General features: G+C 71.6%; 21 protein-coding genes and 1 pseudogene. 6 read left to right on the top strand and 16 right to left on the bottom strand.

All coding sequences use genetic code 11. The features are described 5' to 3' along the window. Positions 1 to 139: 139 nt before the first annotated feature. Positions 140 to 442, bottom strand: a complete 303-nt coding sequence (locus AB0J88_RS36485; protein ID WP_364354636.1) for a hypothetical protein — start codon at positions 440 to 442, stop codon at positions 140 to 142. A gap of 140 nt (positions 443 to 582) precedes the next feature. Between AB0J88_RS36485 and AB0J88_RS36480 the strand changes: the two genes are divergently transcribed. Together AB0J88_RS36480 and AB0J88_RS36475 are read left to right on the top strand one after the other, a co-directional pair. Next, positions 583 to 1,332 carry a DUF72 domain-containing protein gene (locus AB0J88_RS36480; protein ID WP_364354639.1) on the top strand — a complete coding sequence of 250 codons (750 nt, stop codon included), beginning with the start codon at positions 583 to 585 and terminating at the stop codon, positions 1,330 to 1,332. Further along, the gene (locus tag AB0J88_RS36475) at positions 1,329 to 2,162 is read left to right on the top strand and encodes a 5'/3'-nucleotidase SurE (protein WP_364354642.1); all 834 of its coding nucleotides are present in this window, start codon (positions 1,329 to 1,331) and stop codon (positions 2,160 to 2,162) included. The genes AB0J88_RS36480 and AB0J88_RS36475 overlap by 4 nt, the downstream gene beginning before the upstream one ends. Here AB0J88_RS36475 and AB0J88_RS36470 read toward each other — a convergent pair. The 3 genes from AB0J88_RS36470 to AB0J88_RS36460 form a co-directional block, all read right to left on the bottom strand. Then, the gene (locus AB0J88_RS36470) at positions 2,119 to 2,574 is read right to left on the bottom strand and encodes a hypothetical protein (protein WP_364354645.1); all 456 of its coding nucleotides are present in this window, start codon (positions 2,572 to 2,574) and stop codon (positions 2,119 to 2,121) included. The two genes, AB0J88_RS36475 and AB0J88_RS36470, sit on opposite strands and share 44 nt — an antisense overlap. Before the next feature lie 9 nt (positions 2,575 to 2,583). Then, positions 2,584 to 3,216: a maleylpyruvate isomerase N-terminal domain-containing protein gene (locus tag AB0J88_RS36465; protein ID WP_364354648.1), complete on the bottom strand. Its 633-nt coding sequence runs from the start codon at positions 3,214 to 3,216 to the stop codon at positions 2,584 to 2,586. Between the two features lie 79 nt (positions 3,217 to 3,295). After that, positions 3,296 to 4,213, bottom strand: a complete 918-nt coding sequence (locus AB0J88_RS36460; RefSeq protein WP_364354651.1) for an AEC family transporter — start codon at positions 4,211 to 4,213, stop codon at positions 3,296 to 3,298. A 37-nt stretch (positions 4,214 to 4,250) separates the two neighbouring features. Here AB0J88_RS36460 and AB0J88_RS36455 point away from each other — a divergent pair, with 37 nt between their 5' ends. The 3 genes from AB0J88_RS36455 to AB0J88_RS36445 all read left to right on the top strand — a co-directional run bounded on the left by AB0J88_RS36455 (position 4,251) and on the right by AB0J88_RS36445 (position 6,247). Next, a complete protein-coding gene (locus tag AB0J88_RS36455; RefSeq protein ID WP_364354654.1) occupies positions 4,251 to 4,898 on the top strand; it encodes a uridine kinase in 648 nt (215 codons plus the stop codon). 91 nt (positions 4,899 to 4,989) lie between these two features. Further along, complete coding sequence (locus AB0J88_RS36450; RefSeq protein ID WP_364354657.1) at positions 4,990 to 5,367, top strand: TraR/DksA family transcriptional regulator; 378 nt, start codon at positions 4,990 to 4,992, stop codon at positions 5,365 to 5,367. 10 nt (positions 5,368 to 5,377) lie between these two features. Next, entirely contained in the window at positions 5,378 to 6,247 is an 870-nt protein-coding gene (locus AB0J88_RS36445; protein WP_364354660.1) for a DUF72 domain-containing protein, read from the top strand. A gap of 532 nt (positions 6,248 to 6,779) precedes the next feature. On the opposite strand, the pseudogene AB0J88_RS36440 reads toward AB0J88_RS36445, so the two are convergent. From AB0J88_RS36440 to AB0J88_RS36425, 4 genes and pseudogenes are all read right to left on the bottom strand, one after another. Further along, positions 6,780 to 7,058: pseudogene (locus AB0J88_RS36440) on the bottom strand (winged helix-turn-helix domain-containing protein); the annotation flags it as partial. 71 nt (positions 7,059 to 7,129) lie between these two features. Beyond that, positions 7,130 to 7,570, bottom strand: coding sequence for a rhodanese-like domain-containing protein (locus tag AB0J88_RS36435; RefSeq protein ID WP_364354663.1), 441 nt, complete (start codon positions 7,568 to 7,570; stop codon positions 7,130 to 7,132). Beyond that, positions 7,567 to 8,016 carry a cysteine dioxygenase family protein gene (locus tag AB0J88_RS36430; RefSeq protein ID WP_364354666.1) on the bottom strand — a complete coding sequence of 150 codons (450 nt, stop codon included), beginning with the start codon at positions 8,014 to 8,016 and terminating at the stop codon, positions 7,567 to 7,569. The genes AB0J88_RS36435 and AB0J88_RS36430 overlap by 4 nt, the downstream gene beginning before the upstream one ends. Positions 8,017 to 8,081: 65 nt before the next feature. Next, complete coding sequence (locus AB0J88_RS36425) at positions 8,082 to 8,297, bottom strand: winged helix-turn-helix domain-containing protein (RefSeq protein WP_364354669.1); 216 nt, start codon at positions 8,295 to 8,297, stop codon at positions 8,082 to 8,084. 354 nt (positions 8,298 to 8,651) lie between these two features. Here AB0J88_RS36425 and AB0J88_RS36420 point away from each other — a divergent pair, with 354 nt between their 5' ends. Beyond that, complete coding sequence (locus AB0J88_RS36420) at positions 8,652 to 9,818, top strand: MFS transporter (RefSeq protein WP_364354672.1); 1,167 nt, start codon at positions 8,652 to 8,654, stop codon at positions 9,816 to 9,818. Here AB0J88_RS36420 and AB0J88_RS36415 read toward each other — a convergent pair. From AB0J88_RS36415 to AB0J88_RS36380, 8 genes are all read right to left on the bottom strand, one after another. Beyond that, entirely contained in the window at positions 9,776 to 11,110 is a 1,335-nt protein-coding gene (locus AB0J88_RS36415; protein WP_364354675.1) for a serine/threonine-protein kinase, read from the bottom strand. The genes AB0J88_RS36420 and AB0J88_RS36415 overlap by 43 nt on opposite strands. A gap of 82 nt (positions 11,111 to 11,192) precedes the next feature. Next, positions 11,193 to 12,407 (bottom strand): formaldehyde dehydrogenase, glutathione-independent, encoded by a 1,215-nt coding sequence (gene fdhA / locus AB0J88_RS36410; protein WP_364354678.1) that lies wholly within the window; start codon positions 12,405 to 12,407, stop codon positions 11,193 to 11,195. Positions 12,408 to 12,542: 135 nt separating this feature from the next. After that, positions 12,543 to 13,676 (bottom strand): ABC transporter substrate-binding protein, encoded by a 1,134-nt coding sequence (locus tag AB0J88_RS36405; RefSeq protein WP_364354681.1) that lies wholly within the window; start codon positions 13,674 to 13,676, stop codon positions 12,543 to 12,545. Positions 13,677 to 13,699: 23 nt separating this feature from the next. Continuing rightward, a complete protein-coding gene (locus tag AB0J88_RS36400) occupies positions 13,700 to 14,518 on the bottom strand; it encodes an ABC transporter permease (RefSeq protein WP_364354684.1) in 819 nt (272 codons plus the stop codon). Then, entirely contained in the window at positions 14,515 to 15,300 is a 786-nt protein-coding gene (locus AB0J88_RS36395) for an ABC transporter ATP-binding protein (protein WP_364354687.1), read from the bottom strand. The genes AB0J88_RS36400 and AB0J88_RS36395 overlap by 4 nt, the downstream gene beginning before the upstream one ends. Further along, a complete protein-coding gene (locus AB0J88_RS36390; protein WP_364354690.1) occupies positions 15,297 to 16,154 on the bottom strand; it encodes an ABC transporter permease subunit in 858 nt (285 codons plus the stop codon). Before AB0J88_RS36390 ends, AB0J88_RS36395 begins: the two co-directional genes overlap by 4 nt. Further along, the gene (locus AB0J88_RS36385; RefSeq protein ID WP_364354693.1) at positions 16,151 to 17,152 is read right to left on the bottom strand and encodes a TIGR03842 family LLM class F420-dependent oxidoreductase; all 1,002 of its coding nucleotides are present in this window, start codon (positions 17,150 to 17,152) and stop codon (positions 16,151 to 16,153) included. Before AB0J88_RS36385 ends, AB0J88_RS36390 begins: the two co-directional genes overlap by 4 nt. 18 nt (positions 17,153 to 17,170) lie before the next feature. Beyond that, the gene (locus tag AB0J88_RS36380; protein ID WP_364354696.1) at positions 17,171 to 18,652 is read right to left on the bottom strand and encodes a CoA-acylating methylmalonate-semialdehyde dehydrogenase; all 1,482 of its coding nucleotides are present in this window, start codon (positions 18,650 to 18,652) and stop codon (positions 17,171 to 17,173) included. Positions 18,653 to 18,657 lie beyond the last annotated feature (5 nt).

Genomic DNA, 18,657 nt, shown 5'->3' with positions numbered 1-18,657 from the left:
GCGGCGGTGGTGGGGGTGGCCCGGGCGGGGCCCCCCCCCTCTCCGGCCCCGGGGGGGCGGGGCGGCGCCCCCCCCCCCCCCCCGGCGGCGGGGGGGGGGGCCCCCCCCCCCCGCCGCGGCCCTGTCAGCCGTGGTTCCCTCAGGCACTGCCGTCCGCACCGCCGTCGTGGCCCTGCGGGTTCGTGCCGCCGTCGGCCGGACCCTCGGCACTGCCGTCGGCGCCGCCGTCGTGACCCTGGGGGTTGGTGCCGCCGTCGGCGACCCCTTCGGCGCTGCCGTCGGCACCGCCGTCGTGACCCTGGGGGTTCGTGCCGCCGTCCGCGGGGCCTTCCGCACTGCCGTCGGCGCCGCCGTCCTGGCGGCCAGGCATTGCCCCGCCGTCGGCCGGTCCTTCCGCGCTGCCGGCTCCGGTGGTGGCCATGTCGTCATCGTCGAGTGTCATGAGTTGCCCCCTCGCGCTCGTGACGCCCCGGGTGAAGGGGCGCTTCCGCCGCTCGTGTACCCGCCGGACGATCACCTGTAACCCCAGAATGACCTGTCCGGGTGGGCCTGCGGGCGCGAATCCGGGGTAACCCAGGACACGTGATTCTCGTCGGCACCTCCGGATGGCAGTACCGGGACTGGCGCGGCCGCTTCTACCCCGAGAAGCTGCCGCAGAAGGCCTGGCTGGAGCACTACGCGGCCTGCTTCGCCACGGTTGAGATCAACAACGCGTTCTACCGGCTGCCCGAGCGGGACACCTTCGTCCAGTGGCGGGCGCGCACACCCGACGACTTCTGCGTAGGGGTCAAGATGAGCCGCTACCTCACCCACATCAAGCGTCTCAAGGACCCCGCGGAGCCGGTGAAGCGCTTCCTGGACCACGCGGAAGGGCTGGGCGACCGGCTCGGTCCGGTGCTGGTGCAGCTTCCGCCCAACCTCAAGGTCGACGTGGGCGCGCTCGACGAGGTGCTGTCCCGCTTTCCGCGCGAGATCAAGGTCGCGGTGGAGCCCCGGCACGAGAGCTGGTGGGTCGACGAGGTCCGCGCGGTGCTGCGCGACCACGGCGCGGCACTGTCGTGGGCCGACCGGCTCGGCCGACCGACGACACCGCTGTGGCGCACCGCCGACTGGGGTTACCTGCGGTTCCACGAAGGACGAGCCACACCACGGCCACGGTACGGACGAAGCGCGCTGCGCACCTGGGCCGGCCGGCTGAGGGACGCGTTCGGATCCGACGCCCACGCGTACGTCTACTTCAACAACGACCCGGGCGGTGCGGCGGTGGTCGACGCGGAGGCGTTCGCGCGCGTCGCGGCAAACGCCGGACTGACCCCCTCGCGTACGCCGTGAGCCCGCGGGTCCTGGTCACCAACGACGACGGCATCGACGCCGTCGGCATCCGGGTGCTCGCCGCGGCGCTGGCGGCACGCGGCCTCGACACGCTCGTCGCCGCGCCCCGGGTCGACTCCAGCGGCACGAGCGCCGCGCTGACCGCGACGGAGGACGACGGCCGGGTCCTGCTCGAGCATCGCGACCTCGACGGCGTTCCGGGGTACGCGATCGCCGGCTCGCCCGCCTACATCACCCTGCTGGGGCTGCGGGGAGCGGTCGGTCCCCTGCCTGACCTGGTGGTGTCGGGCATCAACAGGGGCGCGAACGCCGGCCGCGCGGTGCTGCACTCGGGCACGGTCGGTGCGGCGCTGACCGCCTCCGCGGCCGGGTGCCGGGCCATGGCGGTCTCGCTGGACATCCTGTCGGCGGCCGCCGCGACCACCGCCAGCGGAGGCGCGGTGATGCGGATGACCGCGGCCGACGAGGCCCGCCGCAACTGGGACACCGCCGCCGCGACGGCGGTCGACCTGGTCGACGAGCTGCTGGCCGCACCCGCGGGCGTGGTGCTCAACGTCAACGTGCCCGACGTGCCGGCCGAGCGGCTGCGCGGGGTGCGCCGGGCGTCGCTGGCCGCCTTCGGGCAGGTGCAGATGACGGTCGTGGAGTCCGGCGAGGGCTTCGTCCGGACCGCGCTGGAGGAGTCCGGCGAGCGGCTCGTGCCGGGCACCGACCTGGCGGCGCTGGGAGAGGGCTATGCCTCGGTGACCGCGCTACGTGCGCTGGCCGAGGTCGACCTGCCCGGGGTCAGCCCGTCGCGGCCGCCGTCTGGGCGTCCCACATCGCGATGACGACAGCGAGCACGAAGACCTGGGCCGGCGTCGGCATGCCGGGCAGGTCGAGCTCCACGTCGCGCCGCCAGGCGCTGGGCCGGCGGGCGTAGCCGACCGCCTGCTCGCCGAGGTAGAGGTCCTGCTGCTGGCTCCAGAGCGAGCGCCGGCGGAAATGGAAGGTCTGGCCGCCGTAGGTCACGGTCCACTGCTTGCGGCCCACCTTGTCGGCCACCGCGACCTCATCGCCGGACTCGTCGACCATCGTGTGCCGGGTGCCCCAGGTGTTGGAGCGGATCCGGTAGTCGTGACCGTCCAACGTGCACTTGCCGCCCTGCTTCCAGAGCGAGGCCTCCCAGATCGTCAGTGGTCGGCCGTCGAGCTCGACGTCGTATTTGTTGGTCCAGCTGCTGGCGGGGCGGGCGGTCAGCATGACTCCACGCTATCCGCGCAGCGCAACGGGTCTCCCGTCCCAGCGCCACGAGTCGCGCAGGGGGTGGCCGGGCAACGCGATCCGGCCGGTCGCCCAGAGGAGCCGCTCCCACGGGTCCGGGTGCTCCGGCAGGTCGGGGAACAGCCGCTCGATGACCCGCTCGCAGAGGTCGGCGGACGGCTGCCAGGGCAGGCCGAGGGTGGCGGCCACGTCATGGGTGTGCACCACGGTCTCGACGACGCCCATCGCGGCGAAGCCCTCGGGGTCGCTGATGCCGTAGACGTGGTGCGAGAGCCGGTCGGCCGGGGCGAGCGCGACGACGCCGGCCAGCATCGCGGCGCAGCCTTCGATCACCCGCAACAGGCCCAGGGTCCCGGCGGCCCGTTCGACGGAGATGGTGAGCGCGGGGCCGCCCTCGCGCGCGTAGCGCCACCCGGCCGGGACGTGGGTGTCGGTCGGCGGGTCGGAGGGGCCGATCTGCAACGCGTACGCGAACAGGTCGTCCGCGGTGTGCTCCATGGTCTCCCAGCACGTCCAGGTGAGCGCGCCGGCCGGCACGTCCCAGGCGTCGTCGGGCACGTCGCGCAGCGTCTCCCGGAGCTGGGCCACGACGGAGGTCACGTCGGCAGGGGTAACCGTCACGGGCGGGACCCTAGCAGAGCCATTACAGGTCCTCAGCCGCCGCGATGCTGTCGCCTCGCGACGCCTTCCGGTTATGCCGTTACGTCAGCAGCGCGGCGATTATCACGAGCGCCGGCACGGCGGCGAGGGTGGAGAGCACGATCGCGTCGCGGGCCAGGCCGGTGGCGCGGTCGTAGCGCGTCGCGTACACGAACAGGTTCTGGGCGCTGGGCAGGGCGGACAGCACCACGGCGGCGAGCAGCGCGTGGCCGTCGAGGTGGAACAGGAAGTGCCCGATGGCCCACGCGACCGCCGGCTGCACCGCGACCTTGAGGGCGACCGCGAGGTAGCGCTGGGACGCCTCCGGGCCTGCGGCGAACGGGCGGCTGCCGCGCAGCGCGAGCCCCAGCGCGATCAGTGCCAGCGGCACGGCGGCGCCGCCGACCAGGTCGAACGGACGCAGCACCTCGGGCGGCAGGTCCCAACCGGCGGCGGCCACCACCAGGCCGCAGAGGCACGCGACGCTGATCGGGTTGCGCAGCGGTGCGGAGAGCAGCCGCAGCGGCGCGGGCCGGTTCCCGGCCGCGGTCACGTCCAGCACGGCGAGGCCCGTCGGGGTCGCGACCAGGAGCTGGAAGAGCAGCACGGGTACGACCAGGGAGGCGTCACCGAGCACGTACGCCGCGATGGGCAGCCCGAGGTTGCCGGCGTTGACGTAGGACGCGCAGAGCGCACCGATGGTCACCTCGGCCGCCGGCCGTCGCGGCAGCATGATCGCCACGTAGAGGGTGGCCGCCACCAGCGTGCTGAGCACGAACACGGCCAGGGCCGGGGTGAAGACCTTGTCCAGGCTGGAGGTGGCCAGCGTCGCGAAGAGCAGGGCCGGTGCGGCGAGGTAGAAGACCAGCCGGGCGAGCAGGGCGGTCGCCTCCGGGCCGAGGACGCCGAAGCGCCCCGCCAGGTAGCCGGCGAGCGTCACCAGCCAGATCCCGGCGAACCCGGTGAGCACGGCCCGCATGCCGGACATCCTGCCGGTGCCAGGGCATCATGGGCGGGTGCGTGTGCGGCCGATCACTCCGGAACTGTTCGTCGACGGGTTGGCGGATCGGATCGCGCAGGCCTCCCCCGACGCCCGGGTCCGGGTAGCGCTCGACGGTCCTCCGCCGGTCGGTGAAGGGCCGCTGGCCGGGCCGGACGCGCTGGCCACCACGCTCGTCGACGCGCTGCGGCTGCGGGGGCGGCCGGCGCACGCCGTACCCGCGGACGGGTTTCTCCGGGCCGCGTCGTTGCGCTTCGAACAGGGCCGGACCAACCCGGACGCGTTCTACACCGACTGGCTCGACGAGGCCGGGCTGCGGCGCGAGGTGCTCGACCCGGCCGGCCCCGGCGGCTCGGGGCGGATCCTGCCGTCGCTGTGGGACCCGGCCACCGACCGGGCGAGCCGGGCCGCGTACGTTCCCCTGGAACCGACCGCCGCGGTGCTGGTCACGGGCGCTTTCCTGCTCGGCGGCACCCTGCCCTTCGACCTGACCGTCCACCTCGCCGTGTCGCCGGGCGCGATGGCCCGGCGCACGCCACCCGACTGGTCCTGGACGCTGCCGGCCTGGCGGCGGTACGCGGCGGAGGTCGACCCGGCCGGCTGGGCCGACGTCGTGGTGCGCGCCGACGATCCGCTCCACCCGGCCCTGGTGGAGCGGGAGTGAACGCGAGTGAAATGAATGAGCGGTTTGACCGTCGGGGAGGATGGGTAATCGCCCGCACCTCCACCTCCCCGACCTTGGAAGGGCGGCCGCCATGCTGATCGAGGACGCGACCCGGACCGAGCAGATCAGGGCCATCCTGCAGGCCCGGGTGGACGAGCTGACCGCCGAGTACGAGGCCGAACGGGAGCGCGGCCACCTGCTCCGCCTGGTCGAGGCGAGCGACACGGCCGGCGATGACCAGGCCGACAGCGGCTCGAAGGCCGCCGAGCGCGACACGTTCCGCTCGGTGCTGGGCGTGATCGACGACCGGCGCTCGCAGTACGAGCACGCGCTGGCCCGACTGGCCGCCGGCGACTACGGAGCGTGCGAGGGTTGTGGAGCCCCGATCCCGGTCGAGCGCCTGGAAATCTTCCCGGCGGCGACATCGTGCGTGGCCTGCAAGCAGACGCGGGAGCGCCGCGCGGCCTAAGGTCGTTCGTGTGGGCGACATCAAGGTCGGCACGGCTTCGTGGACGGACAAGACGCTGCTCGAGTCCGGCTGGTATCCGGCGGACGCGGACACGCCTGAGAAGCGGCTGGGTTACTACGCGTCGCGGTTCCCGCTGGTCGAGGTGGACTCGACCTACTACGCGCCGCCGGCCGAGCAGACGGCCGCGCTGTGGGCCGAGCGCACTCCGCCGGGGTTCGTGTTCAACGTCAAGGCGTACAGCCTGCTGACCGGGCATCCGACGCGCGTGAGCTCGATCTTCAAGGACCTGCGGCCGGAGACGGACAAGACCAACGTCTACCCCAAGGACCTGCCGGCGCAGGCGTACGAGGAGATCTGGACCCGTTTCCTGTCGGCGCTGGACCCGCTCGTGTCGGCGGGCAAGCTGGGCGCGCTGCTGTTCCAGTTCCCGCCGTGGTTCGGCATCCGGCGGTCCAACAAGAACTTCCTCGTGGAGGTCCGCGACCGCGTCAAGCCCCTGTGGCCGGTGTTCGAGTTCCGCAACGCGTCGTGGTTCGACGGCGACAACCGGGTGGAGACGCTGGAGTTCCTGCGCCAGCACCGGTTGCCCTACGTCGCGGTCGACATGCCCCAGGGGCACCGCTCCTCGATCCCGCCGATCCTGGAAGCCACGGCGGAGCTCGCGGTGATGCGCTTCCACGGCCACAGTCTCAAGTGGACGAGCAAGAACATCTACGAGAAGTTCGGCTACGAGTACTCGAAGCGCGAGCTGGCGCAATGGGCACCGAAGCTGCGCCACCTCGCGTCGTCCGCCGACGAGACCCACATACTCATGAACAACTGCTATTCGGACTATGCCCAGCGCAACGCGCAGGAGTTGGTGGACCTTCTCCAACGTTGACGACGCCGGACCCGGGAAGGCGGGACCGGCGTCTGGAAGGTCGCGCGGGCGTGCACTTGACGGGCGTCCAGTGAGCGCTGACTACCGCTGGCGGGTGTGGCCAGGGAGTGTCGGTCGTCCGGTTGTGGCTGGGTTGGTCGCTGTGGGGCTGCGGCGGGGTGTGTCGTGACCGGGGTGGTTTGTTCGCGGCGCGGGCCGTGATCGGGTGTGGCTGGTCCGGTCCCGGATGGCGCTGGGTCGTGATCGGGTGTGGCTGGTCTGGTCCTGGGACGGCGTGTCGACCAGATCCGGCACACACGATCAACGTTTTCGGCCCTGGATCTTCCAGATAGCTCACACACGATCACAGCCCAGGGCCCACGGCCCACGGGCCACTGCCAACGGCAACGGCAACGGCAATGGCTGACGAGGCCCCAAGGGCCACGGCCGACGCGCCACGGCAGGCCTTCGACGTGGGGCCGTTGGGACTTACTCGTCTTTGTTCCTGCGAACCGATCCGGAAGACAACGCCCGGTGTCCGGACCCCGTTTTCCTAGGCGGCCTCGTCGGCGACCAGGGTGATCGGGGCCTCGTCGGCCAGGCGGTAGCCGACGCCGTAGATCGTGCGCACCACCGGCGTGACGAGCTTGCCGCGCAGCCGTCTGATGTGGACGTCGACCGTGCGCGGGCCGGCGATCGCGTAGCCCCAGACGCTGCGCAGCAGGTGGTCCCGGGTGAAGACCCGGCGCGGGTGGCGGGCGAGGAACAGCAGCAGGTCGAACTCGAGCCGGGTCAGGGGCACCTCGCGGCCCGCGCGGATGACCTGCCGGGCCGCGACGTCGATCCAGACCTCGTGAGCCGACCGCTGGTGCGGGAACGCCACGAGGGACGTGTGGGCGACGGTCATGGTTCCTCCCTGGGGTGTGCGCCGACGAGCTGGGGGGTGGGCCGGGTCGGTGCGCCCGGCTGGAGCACCGGCAGGCCGGCCGCGCGCCAGGCGACGAAGCCGCCGGTCAGGTCGGTCGCCCGGTGCAGGCCGAGGTCCTGGAGACTCGCCGCGGCCAGCGAGGACGAATAGCCCTGCTGACAGAACAGGATGTAGTGCGTGTCGTACGAGTCGGCGATCGGCAGCCGGGCGTCGCAGCGCGGGTCGAGCCGCCACTCCAGCACGTTGCGGTCGATGATCAGGGCGCCGGGGATGGTGCCGGTGGCCTCGCGCTGCCCGACCGGGCGGGTGTCGACCAGCACGGCGCCGGAGCGGGCGGCCACGTGGGCGGGCTCCGGGTCCAGCCGGACCAGTCTTTCCCGTGCCGCTTGCAGGATGTCGTCGATCGAACGGCTCACCAGGCCACCCCCGCGCGCGCCACGTCGGCGATCCGGAGGGCGCCGTCGGTCAGGTCATATCTGGTCATGCTACGCAATTCGGGCGCGTAGCAGTGGATGCTGATCGCCGGGTCGGGACCCAGGTTGCTGACGCGGTGCACGTAGTGCGGGCCGAACCGACGGCCGGCGCCGGGCGCCAACGGACGGGAACGCAGCGCGCCGCGGCTGACGGTCTCCTCGGTCAGGGTGCCGGAGACGACGGTGAAGCCGCCGCTGGCACCGCCGTGGTCGTGCAGGTCGGTGTGCTGGCCGGGCAGCCAGGTGAGCAGCCAGACCTCGTGCTCGGCAGTGGCGGCGATCCGGTGGTACCACCGCTCGTCCGGGTCGAACCGAGGCGCGACCAGCCAGGCGGCCGGGTCGCCGGCGTACCGCCGGGCGACGCTGAGCAGGTCAGAGGACAGGGACATGGTCATCACCATAGCCCACTAAGCCTACTGGGTTAGTAGGTTATCCCGCGTGGTGGGACACCGGGTCAGGAGCGGACGTACCGCCCCTTGCCGGGCACGCCACGGATCAGGCCGCGGTCCTCCAGGGTCGTGGTGACGCGGTGGATGGTGGAGATGCTGACGCCGTAGTCGGCGGCGAGGCGCACGGTCGAGGGCAGCTTCTCGCCGGGAGCGAGCTCACCGGCCTCGATCCGGCGGACGAGGTCGTCGAGCACACGGCGATATTCGGTGGTGGGTTCCACGATGGAGCTCGCTTTCCGGTTGGCCATCGCGAGTCCACCACACGGAGGGTTGGCATGTCATCTTGTTGGAACAAGTTGAGATTGGACATTGACCAGGTGGAACCAGTTGGAATAGGTTCATCGGTGGAACGCGGCGCGGCTCACTTCCGGGTTGGCGCCTTAGGTGACCGCCCGCGCTCCACAGCGGACCGCCGGCTGGGCAGCGCGGCGCCCGCACCCTGCCGGCCGGCGACCCCCATCTCCGGCCGGCAGGATCAGCGTTCTCGACCTCCCGGTCGCCCTGTAGAAATCGGGGTGGGTCCGTTCGTCGTATCTGTGTGGCGCCCACCGTGGGCGCTCGACAGGGGGACGGGCATGGCTGACAGAGCGCGCTGGGCGATCACCGCGGTGTTCGCCGCCAACGGGCTGGTGATCGCGTCGCTCGCGGCGCGGACGCCGTCCGTCAAGGTGGACCTCGGGTTGACGGCCGGGCAGCTCGGGCTCGTGACCGCCGCCTTCGGGATCTCGGCCGTCGCCGCCATGCAGGGTGCGGGTGGGCTCGCCGCGCGGTTCGGGAGCAGGCGGATCGTGCGGGTCGCTGTCGGGCTCGTACCGGTCGCGTTGCTCGGCACCGCGCTCGTCGGTGACCTGGTCACGCTCGTGGCCGTCCACCTGCTCTTCGGCGCGGTGCACGGTCTTCTCGACGTCACCATGAACGCCCACGCGGTCGCCGTCGAGCGGCGGCTCGGTCGGCCGATTCTCAACGGCTGCCATGCGGCCTGGAGCATCGGCGCCGTCGGTGGGTCGTTGCTCGCGTCCGGCGCCGCGCAGGCCGGGTTGTCCCGGGCCGAGCACTACGGGCTCCTGGCCGCCGTGCTCGTACCGCTGGTGCTCCTCTGGACCCGCGCGTTGCTGCCGCCCGATGCCGACCGTCGACCGCCCGCGAAGGCGCAGCGCGCACCCTGGAGTCGCCCGCTCGTAATCCTCGGCGCGATGGGCGCGACCGTGCTCACCGTCGAGGCCGCCGTCGCCAACTGGAGCGGCGTCTTCCTGCACGAGCGGCTCGCGGCGCCGCTGGGGCTGGCGGCCGTCGGGTATCTCGCCTTCACCGCCTCTCAGACCGCCGGTCGGCTCGTCGGCGACCGGCTGTTGAGCCGCCGCGAGCCGCGGGAGCTGCTTCGCGCGGGCACGCTGCTGGCAGCCGCGGGGCTCGTGCTCGTCGTCGTCAGCCCGTGGCCCGGTCTGGCGATCGTCGGGTTCGCCGTGGTCGGTGTCGGCCTGGCCACTCCCCTGCCGGTGCTGTTCGGCGCGGCCGGTCACCTCGGCGGCCCCAACGCGGCCGCCACGGTCGCCCGGTTCAGCACCATGACGTACGCCGGCATCCTGCTCGCGCCGGCCGTCATCGGCGCCGTCGCCGATCTGGTCGGGCTCACCTGGACCCTGGCCGCCCTCGCGCCGCTGCTGGCCGCCGTCGCCGCGGTGGAGCTGCCGGCGGGCGATCAGGAGCGCAGGGCGGCGACCGCGCGGGACATGGCCCTGTAGCCGGCCTCGGTCAGCTTGTCCTGGCGACGGAGCTCCGCCAGGCGGTTACGCAGCTCACCGATCTTCTTTTCCACCCCGGGGTCGTCACGCTCCAGCCGCCGGGCGATCTCGTCCACCCGTTTGCGCAGGTCGCCGGCCTCCTTCGGCTTGAGCTGGCCGGCGGCCACCTGCTTCTCGATGATCCGGCGCAGATCGGCCACCGGGTTGACCGGCGGCGCGGGCAGGACGACCCGGGCGGACGAGGTCGAGGGGGCCGGCCGCGGCGACGTGGGGCTCGGCGGCGCCGGCGCCGGCACCGACGCGGACGCGGACGCGGTAGGGGCCGCCGGCGCGGCGACCGACGGCGAGCCGCCGCCCCGGGTGGCCGCGAGCAACGCCGTCAGGACGACCGCCACCAGCGCACCGACACCGATCGCGGCCATGCCCCACACCCGCTTCCGGGGCGCGGGGGCGCCGTCGACGGCAGGGGCGAGCGGCTCGGCGGGTGGCGCGGCCAGCCTCCGGGCGACGGCGAGAGCATCGCCGGGCCGGTCCTCGGGTGACTTCGCCAGCAGTTCGTCGACCAGCGCGGCGAGCGGCGCCGGCACGTCCGGCCGCACCGTTCGCACGTCCGGCGGCGACTCGGTCACGTGCTGGTGCACCACGGACAGCGGCGTGGTGCCGACGAAGGGCGGCGCGCCGGTGAGCATGGCGAAGACCGTGCAGCCCAGCCCGTAGAGATCCGTCCGGGCGTCCACTGGATCACCGTTGACCTGCTCAGGCGACATGTAGCTCGTCGACCCCATCGCCATCGCGGTCGCCGTCAGCCGCGCTGACGCGTTCTGCAGGTGAGCGATGCCGAAGTCGCAGATCTTGACGATCCCGGCGGGCGTACGGATGAGGTTCGCGGGTTTGACGTCCCGGTGCACGACCCCGGCGCGGTGGGCCGCGGCCAGGCCGGCGCAGGTCTGGGCGGCGACCGCCACCGCCTCGGAGATCGGCAGCTGCCCGTCGCGGATCATCGCGGCCACGCTGCGGCCTTCCACGAGCTCCATGACCAGGTACGAGTCGCCGAGATCGGTGCCGAAGTCGTAGACCGCGACGATGTTCGGATGGTTGAGCCGGGCCACCGTGCGGGCCTCGCGGTCGAACCGCTCGACGACCGTCGGGTCCGTCAGCACGGAGCCCGCGACCAGCTTGACGGCCACCGCCCGGTCGAGCCGCAGGTCACGGCCCCGCCAGACGACTCCCATGCCGCCGCGGGCCAGCACCTCCTCGAGCTCGTACCGGTCGGCCAGTCGCCGTCCAGCCATCGACGTCCCTTCCCGGTCGAATGATTGCAATCTCGCAACCATAGGCCAAGGACGCCGATGGCGCTCGGACGGCGGCACAGGGTCAGTTGAGCATCCCGTGCGGGTCGAGGACGTACTTGCGGGCCGCGCCCTCGTCGAACTCCGCGTAGCCGCGCGGGCTCTCGCCGAGCGGGATCGGTGTCGCGTTGACGTTCTTCGCGATCGACACCCGGTCGTTGAGGATCGCCATCATCAGCTTGCGGTTGTAACGCATCACCGGGCACTGGCCGGTGAGGAAGGAGTGCGACTTCGCCCAGCCGAGACCCAGCCGGATCGACAGTGACCCTTCCTTCGCGGCGTCGTCGTGCGCGCCCGGGTCTCCGGTCACGTAGAGGCCCGGAATGCCCAGCGCGCCGCCGGCCCGAGTGAGGTCCATCAGCGAGTTCAGGACCGTCGCCGGATGCTCGGTGGCAGCGTGCTCGCCGTGGCCGCGAGCCTCGAAGCCGACCGCGTCGACGCCAGCGTCGACCTCGGGCGTACCCAGGATCTGCTCGATCTGGTCCTTGGGCTCGCCCTTCGACACGTCGACGGTCTCGCAGCCGAAGCTGCGGGCCTGGGCCAGCCGCTCCTCCTGGAGGTCTCCGACGATCACCGTGGCCGCACCGAGCAGCTGCGCGGCGGTCGCCGCGGCCAACCCGACGGGTCCGGCACCGGCGATGTAAACGGTGGAGCCGGTGGTGACGCCCGCTCCGATGCAGCCGTGGTAGCCGGTGGGGAAGATGTCCGCGAGCATGGCGAGATCGAGGATCTTCTCCATCGCCTGGTCCTTGTCGGGGAACACCAGCAGGTTCCAGTCCGCGTACGGCACCATGACGTACTCGGCCTGGCCACCGACCCAGCCACCCATGTCGACGTAGCCGTAGGCGGACCCCGGCCGGTCCGGGTTGACGTTGAGGCAGACGCCGGTCTTGCCCTCCTTGCAGTTGACACAGCGTCCGCAGGAGATGTTGAACGGCACCGAGGCCAGGTCGCCGACCTGGACGTACTCGACGTCCGGGCCCTTTTCGACCACCTCGCCCGTGATCTCGTGCCCGAGGATCAGTCCCTCGGGCGCCGTGGTGCGGCCGCGGACCATGTGCTGGTCACTGCCGCAGATGTTGGTCGCGACGCACTTGAGAATGGCCGCGTGCGGGACCTTGCGGCCGACGTTGTCGGGGTGGACGCCCGGCCCGTCCTGGAGCTCGAAAGTCGGGTAGTCGACCTCGATGACCTCGACCTGCCCTGGCTTTACATAGGCGACGCCTTTGTTGCCTGGCATGACTTTCTCCGATGTTCATGCGCGGCGACGCATGGTGTCGGAGCAGCGCCACCGCGCGCACCTGTTTTTGTCCACCTACCCCCCTTTCCCGTCCTTACCCACAGAATCTGGGTGAGGACGGGAAAGGGGGACTGGTCAGGCGCCGCCCTCGGTGAGCGTGACGGTCTTCGGGGCGAAGCCGGCGCCGTTGACGTCGACCCCCTGCGACTTGAGGGTGTCGAGGGCCTTCTTGACGTAGTCGTTGGTGTAGGCCAGGCCCTCGGGGGTCTTGGTGAGGACGGTCTGGCCGTCGGCGTTCTTGGTGGTCATCGACAGGTCGACGGTCGCCTTCCAGGCCGCCTCGTCGATCATGCCGGCGCCGGCGGGTGCCGGCCAGACCAGCTTGTTGACCTCGTTGACCTGCCAGAGCTGGTGGCTGGCGCCGAGCTTCGAGCCGCGCTTGACGACCAGGTCGCGGCAGGCCTCCGGGTTGTCGCGGCAGTACGCCCAGCCCTTGATCGAGGCGGCCAGGAACTTCACCGCGGTGTCCTGGTAGGACTCGTCGGACTCGAGCTTGCCCGTGTTGGCCCAGACGGCGTCCTGGAGCATGGCGGTGCCGACCGAGTTCCAGTCGAGCACGGTGAACGCCGACGGCTCGTAGAGCTTGCCCGTCGCCGGGTCCTTGGCCTCCAGGAGCTGCGCGTACTCGTTGTAGCTCATCGCCTGGGCCGCGTCGATGTCCTTGCGCAGCAGGCCCTGCATGTCGAACTGCTGCTGCACGAGGGTGACGTCCTTGCCGGGGTCGAGCCCGGCCTTGGTCATCGCCGCGAACAGCTCGAACTCGTTGCCGAAGCCCCAGTTGCCGACCTTCTTGCCCCGCAGGTCCGCCGGCGACTTGATGTTGGAAGAGGCGAAGGAGACCTGGTACGTGCCCGAGCGCTGGAAGATCTGCCCGATGTCGGTGATCTCGGCGCCCTGCTCGCGGGAGGCCAGGGCCTTGGGCACCCACGCGATGGCGAAGTCGGCCTGGCCCTGGGCCAGCACGGTCTGCGGGACGATGTCGACGCCGCCCTCGATGATCTCGACGTCGAGGCCCTGCTCCTGGTAGAAGCCCTGGTCGGCCGCGGCGATGTAGCCCGCGAACTGACCCTGCACGAACCACTGGAGTTGCAGCTTGACGCTCTTGGTGCCGCCGCTCCCCGTCGGTGGATCGGGCTCGTCGGCGGTGCCGCAGGCGGTGAGCACCAGGGTGGACAGGGCGAGAATGGCAAGGGCGGTTCTCGTACGCATCACGATGGTCCTCCGGTGTGTCGCTAGACCCTCCGCCAAGGCATGACGAGCCTTTCCAGGAGAAGGGCCACCAGATAGAAGACGAGACCGAGCACGCACGCGCCGACCACGAAGGCCCAGGCACGGGGGTACGCGGTGTTGGCCGCCGCCGAGGTGATCCGGGAGCCCAGGCCGTTCTGCAGCCCGCCGAAGTACTCCGCGACCACCGCCGCGATCACCGCCAGGGAGGACGCCTGGCGCAGACCGGTGAAGACGAACGGCAGGGCGGCAGGGAGGCGGACGAGCCGGGTGACGGTCCAGCCGCTCGCGGCGTAGCTGGCCATCAGGTCCCGGTGGATCGGGTCCACCTCGCGCAGCCCGCGTAGCGCGTTGACGAACACGGGAAAGAACACCACTATCGCGACCACCAGGCGTCGGGGCACGCTGCTGGTCGAGTCGAACATGTTGTTGAGGATGGGTGCCAGGGCGATGATCGGCAGCGCGTTCAGCGCCGCCGCCACCGGGATGGAGACCTCGCCGAGGTAGGCGAAGCGGGCCGCGACCATGGCCGCGAGCAGCCCCACGGCCGCGCCGACGAGCAGGCCGATCAGGGCGTTCTCGCCGCTGGCCAGGCCGGTGCGCCAGACCACCTCGCGGCTCTGCCAGAACTGCTCGCCGATCGCGGACGGCGCCGGCAGCACGTAGGGCGCGACCCGGCCGACCGTGACGACGGCCTCCCAGAGGAGCAGGCCTGCGACGCCCACCAGCAGCGGCGGGAGGACCGCCAGCCACGGGCGGCCGCGACGCCTGATGACCGGCGCCGCCGGATCAGCCGCGACCACCGGGTCGACGGCCGTGGTCATGACGTCGCGCCGGCGGGGACGGCGTCGCCGCGCAGCGCGCGCCGGACCTTGGTGATGCCGGTGAAGAAGCCGGGCGACTGCCGGGTCGCCTCGCCGCGGGGGCCGAGGTCGATCGGGACGACCTCGGTGATCCGGCCCGGCCGCGCCGACATCACCACGACCCGGTCCGAGAGGTAGACGGCCTCGGGGATCGAGTGGGTCACGAAGATAGTGCTGGTGCCGGTGCTGGCGCAGATCCGCAGGAGCTCGTCCTGGAGGCGTTCGCGGGTCATCTCGTCGAGGGCGCCGAACGGCTCGTCCATCAGCAGCAGCGGTGGATGCACGGCCAGCGCCCGGGCGATCGCGACCCGCTGTTGCATGCCGCCGGAGAGCTGGGCCGGGTAATGGCCCGCGAAGTCGCCCAGCCCGACCAGCTCGAGCATCTCGCGCGCCCGGTCGCGCCGCTCGCGCTTGCCGGTGCCCCGCAGTTCGAGGGGCAGCTCGACGTTGCGCTGGACCGTGCGCCACTCGAAGAGGCCGGCCTGCTGGAAGGCGATGCCGTACTCCTGGTCGGCGCGGGCGGTGTGGGCCGGCTTTCCGGCCACCGTGACCGTGCCGGTGGACGGCTGGATCAGGTCGCCGACGAGCCTGAGCAGGGTGGACTTGCCGCATCCCGACGGCCCGATCAGCGTCACGAACTCGCCGCGCTCGACGGTCAGGTCGACACCGGTCAGTGCGGTGACCTCGTCGGCCCGGCCGGCGTTGAACACTTTGGAAACGCTTTCCAACACCACGGAAGTCATGCCCGCACCCTTCGCCGGCGGACCAGGAACTCGCTGAACCCGATGAGCGCGGCGACCGCGAGCCCGAGGGCCGCGGCACCGATCATCGCCGTGAAGACCTTGGCGGGATCCGTGGTGGCCTCCCGTGAGTATTCGATCACCAATCGACCGACACCACCACGGGTGCCGGTGGAAATCTCGCCGACCACCGCACCGACGACCGCCGCCGCGGCCGCGAGTCGCAGGGCCGGGAACAGGTAGGGAGTCGACGCCGGCAGGCGGAGCTTGACCAGCGTCTGCCACCACCCGGCGGCGTAGCTGCGCATCAGCTCCTCGGCGATCGGCGCCGGCGACTGCAGGCCGCGCAGCATGCCGACGGCGACCGGGAAGAACGCCAGGTACATCGCGATCACGGTGACGGACATCCAGGGCTGCCAGGGGTACGAGCCGATCGAGAGCCGCCCGCCCCAGCCCGCGATGACCGGCGCGAGCGCGATCAGAGGCACGGTCTGCGACAGGATCACGTAGGGCAGCAGCCCGCGCTCGACGATCCGCAGCCGCTGCATGAGCACGGCGAGCAGCAGCCCGACCAGGCCGCCGAGGACGAACCCGAGGGCGACGCTGCGCAGGGTGAACAGGCACGCCTGGAGCACGACGAGCCAGATCGGGTCGCCGCCGGACAGCTCAGGGTCGCCGAACCGGGAGAGGATCGTCATGACGTGCGGCATGGCGGCGTCGTCGGTGCGGGGCAGGACGCGCGCGCCCGCGACCGACAGCCCGTCGGCCGGACCGACCGCCTTGTAGCCCTCCCAGAGCAGCACACCCACCACCACGGCGCCGAGCGCGCCGAGGACGAGCCGCCCTCGGCGGTTCATCGGGTGGCCAGGGCCGGGATGATCTTCTCGCCGTACGCCTGGAGCGTGTTCTCTTTGTCGTCGTGCTGGAGGTAGAGCGCGAACTGGTCGACGCCCAGCTCACGAAGCTGCTGGAGCTTGTCGAGGTGCGCCTCGACCGGGCCGAGCAGGCAGAACCGGTCGACGATCCCATCGGGTACGAAGTCGGTGTGCGTGTTGCCGGCCCGGCCGTGCTCGGCGTAGTCGTAGCCCTGCCGCCCGTGGATGTAGTCGGTCAGCGCCTGCGGCACCGCGCCGGACTCGCCGTAACGGGTCACGATGTCCGCGATGTGGTTGCCCACCATGCCGCCGAACCAGCGGGTCTGCTCCCGCTGGTGCGCCAGGTCGTCGCCGACGTAGGCCGGTGCGGCGACGCAGAACGTGATCGCCGCCGGGTCGCGACCGGCCTGCTCCGCCGCGGCCCGCACCGACTTGATCATCCAGGCGGCGATGTCGGGGTCGGCGAGCTGGAGGATGTAGCCGTCGCCGACCTCACCTGCCAGCGCCAACGCGCGCGGCCCGTACGCGGCGATCCACATCTCCAGCTCGCCGTCGCGTACCCACGGGAAGTGCACCGGTCGGCCCTTGTAGTCGGCCTCCCGCCCGTGGGCGAGCTCGCGGATCAGCGTGACGCACTCGCGAAGCTCGGCGATCGTCGTCGGCTTGTAGCCGAGGGTCCGCAGGGCCGAGTCACCCCGGCCGATGCCACAGACCGTGCGGTTGCCGAACATCTCGTTGAGCGTGGCGAACAGCGACGCCGTCACCGTCCAGTCGCGGGTCCCCGGGTTGGTGACCATCGGGCCGACCTTCACCCGGGACGTCTGGGCGAGGATCTGGCTGTAGATGACGAACGGCTCCTCCCACAGCAGGTGGGAGTCGAACGTCCACACGTGACTGAAGCCCAGGGTCTCCGCCTGCTTGGCGAGGCGGACGACCTCGCTGGCCGGCGGGTCGCACTGGAAGACGACGCCGATGTCCATCCATTGCTCCTTGTTTGGCTAGCGGACCTTCGGGAAGCCCAGGTCGACCTGGCTGGTGGCCGGATCGGGCCAGCGTGAGGTGACCACCTTGGTGCGGGTGTAGAAGCGCAGGCCGTCCGGCCCGTACATGTGCACGTCGCCGAAGAGCGACGCCTTCCAGCCGCCGAAGCTGTAGTAGGCGACCGGCACCGGGATCGGCACGTTGACGCCGACCATGCCGCAGTCGACGTCGTACTGGAATCGCCTTGCCGCGCCGCCGTCGCGGGTGAAGATGGCGGTGCCGTTGCCCCACGGGTTGTCGTTGACGAGCTTGACGGCATCGTCGTAGGTCTCGACCCGGACAACGGAGAGCACCGGCCCGAAGATCTCGTCGGTGTAGTAGGGCGAGCTGGTGTCCACTTTGTCCACGAGCGAGGGCGCCAGGAAGAATCCCGGACCGCCCGAAATGTCCGCCTCGCGCCCGTCGACGACGATCTCGCCACCCTTGCCGTCCAGGTAGGAGCGCACCTTGTCCCGGTGCACCCCGCTGATCAAGGGACCCATCTCCGCGTCGGGATCGCTGGCCGCGCCGACCCGGATCTTGGCGATCCGCTGGGCGATCTCCTCGACCAGCGTGTCGCCGACGTTGCCGACCGCGACCACGACGGACACGGCCATGCACCGCTCCCCCGCCGAGCCGAACCCGGCCGAGACCGCCGCGTCGGCGGCGGCCGGAACGTCGGCGTCCGGCAGCACGATCATGTGGTTCTTGGCCCCGCCGAGCGCCTGGACGCGCTTGCCGTTGCGGGTCCCGGTCTCGTAGATCGACTGCGCGACCGGGGTCGAGCCGACGAAGCTGATCGCCTTGACGTCCGGGTCGGCGAGCAGCGCGTCGACGGCCTCCTTGTCACCCTGGATCACGTTGAACACGCCGTCCGGCAACCCGGCCCGGCGCAGCAGGTCGGCCAGCAGCAGCGAGACCGACGGGTCCTTCTCGCTGGGCTTGAGCACGAACCCGTTGCCGGCGACGAGGGCGTTGCAGAACATCCACATCGGCACCATGGCCGGGAAGTTGAACGGCGTGATGCCGGCGACGACGCCGAGCGGCTGCTGGATCGAGTAGACGTCGACACCGCCGGCGGCCTGTTCGCTGTAGCCGCCCTTGAGTAGATGGGGTGCCCCGGCGGCGAACTCCGCGTTCTCCAGGCCGCGGGCCACCTCGCCGGCCGCGTCCGCGACGGTCTTGCCATGCTCGGAGGACAGCAGTGAGGCGATCTCCTTGCGGTGCCCGTCGACCAGGTCGCGGAACCGGAACATCACCTCGGCGCGGCGGGACAGGCTGGCCGCCCGCCAGGCGGGTTGCGCGTTGAGCGCCGTCCGCACCGCCGTGCGTACCTCCTGCGTGGTGGCGGCCACCACCTCGGCCTGGACCTCGCCCGTGGCCGGGTCGAAGACGGGCAACCGGCGCGTGCCCTGGCCGCCGACCTCACGGCCCCCGATCCAATGTGGAATCTCTCGCATCACTT

The organism is Asanoa sp. NPDC049475 (genome assembly GCF_040676915.1).
Taxonomy (GTDB): domain Bacteria; phylum Actinomycetota; class Actinomycetes; order Mycobacteriales; family Micromonosporaceae; genus Asanoa.
Note: the sequence above shows the minus strand (reverse complement) of the source record. Positions and strands in the feature narration are given on the sequence as shown.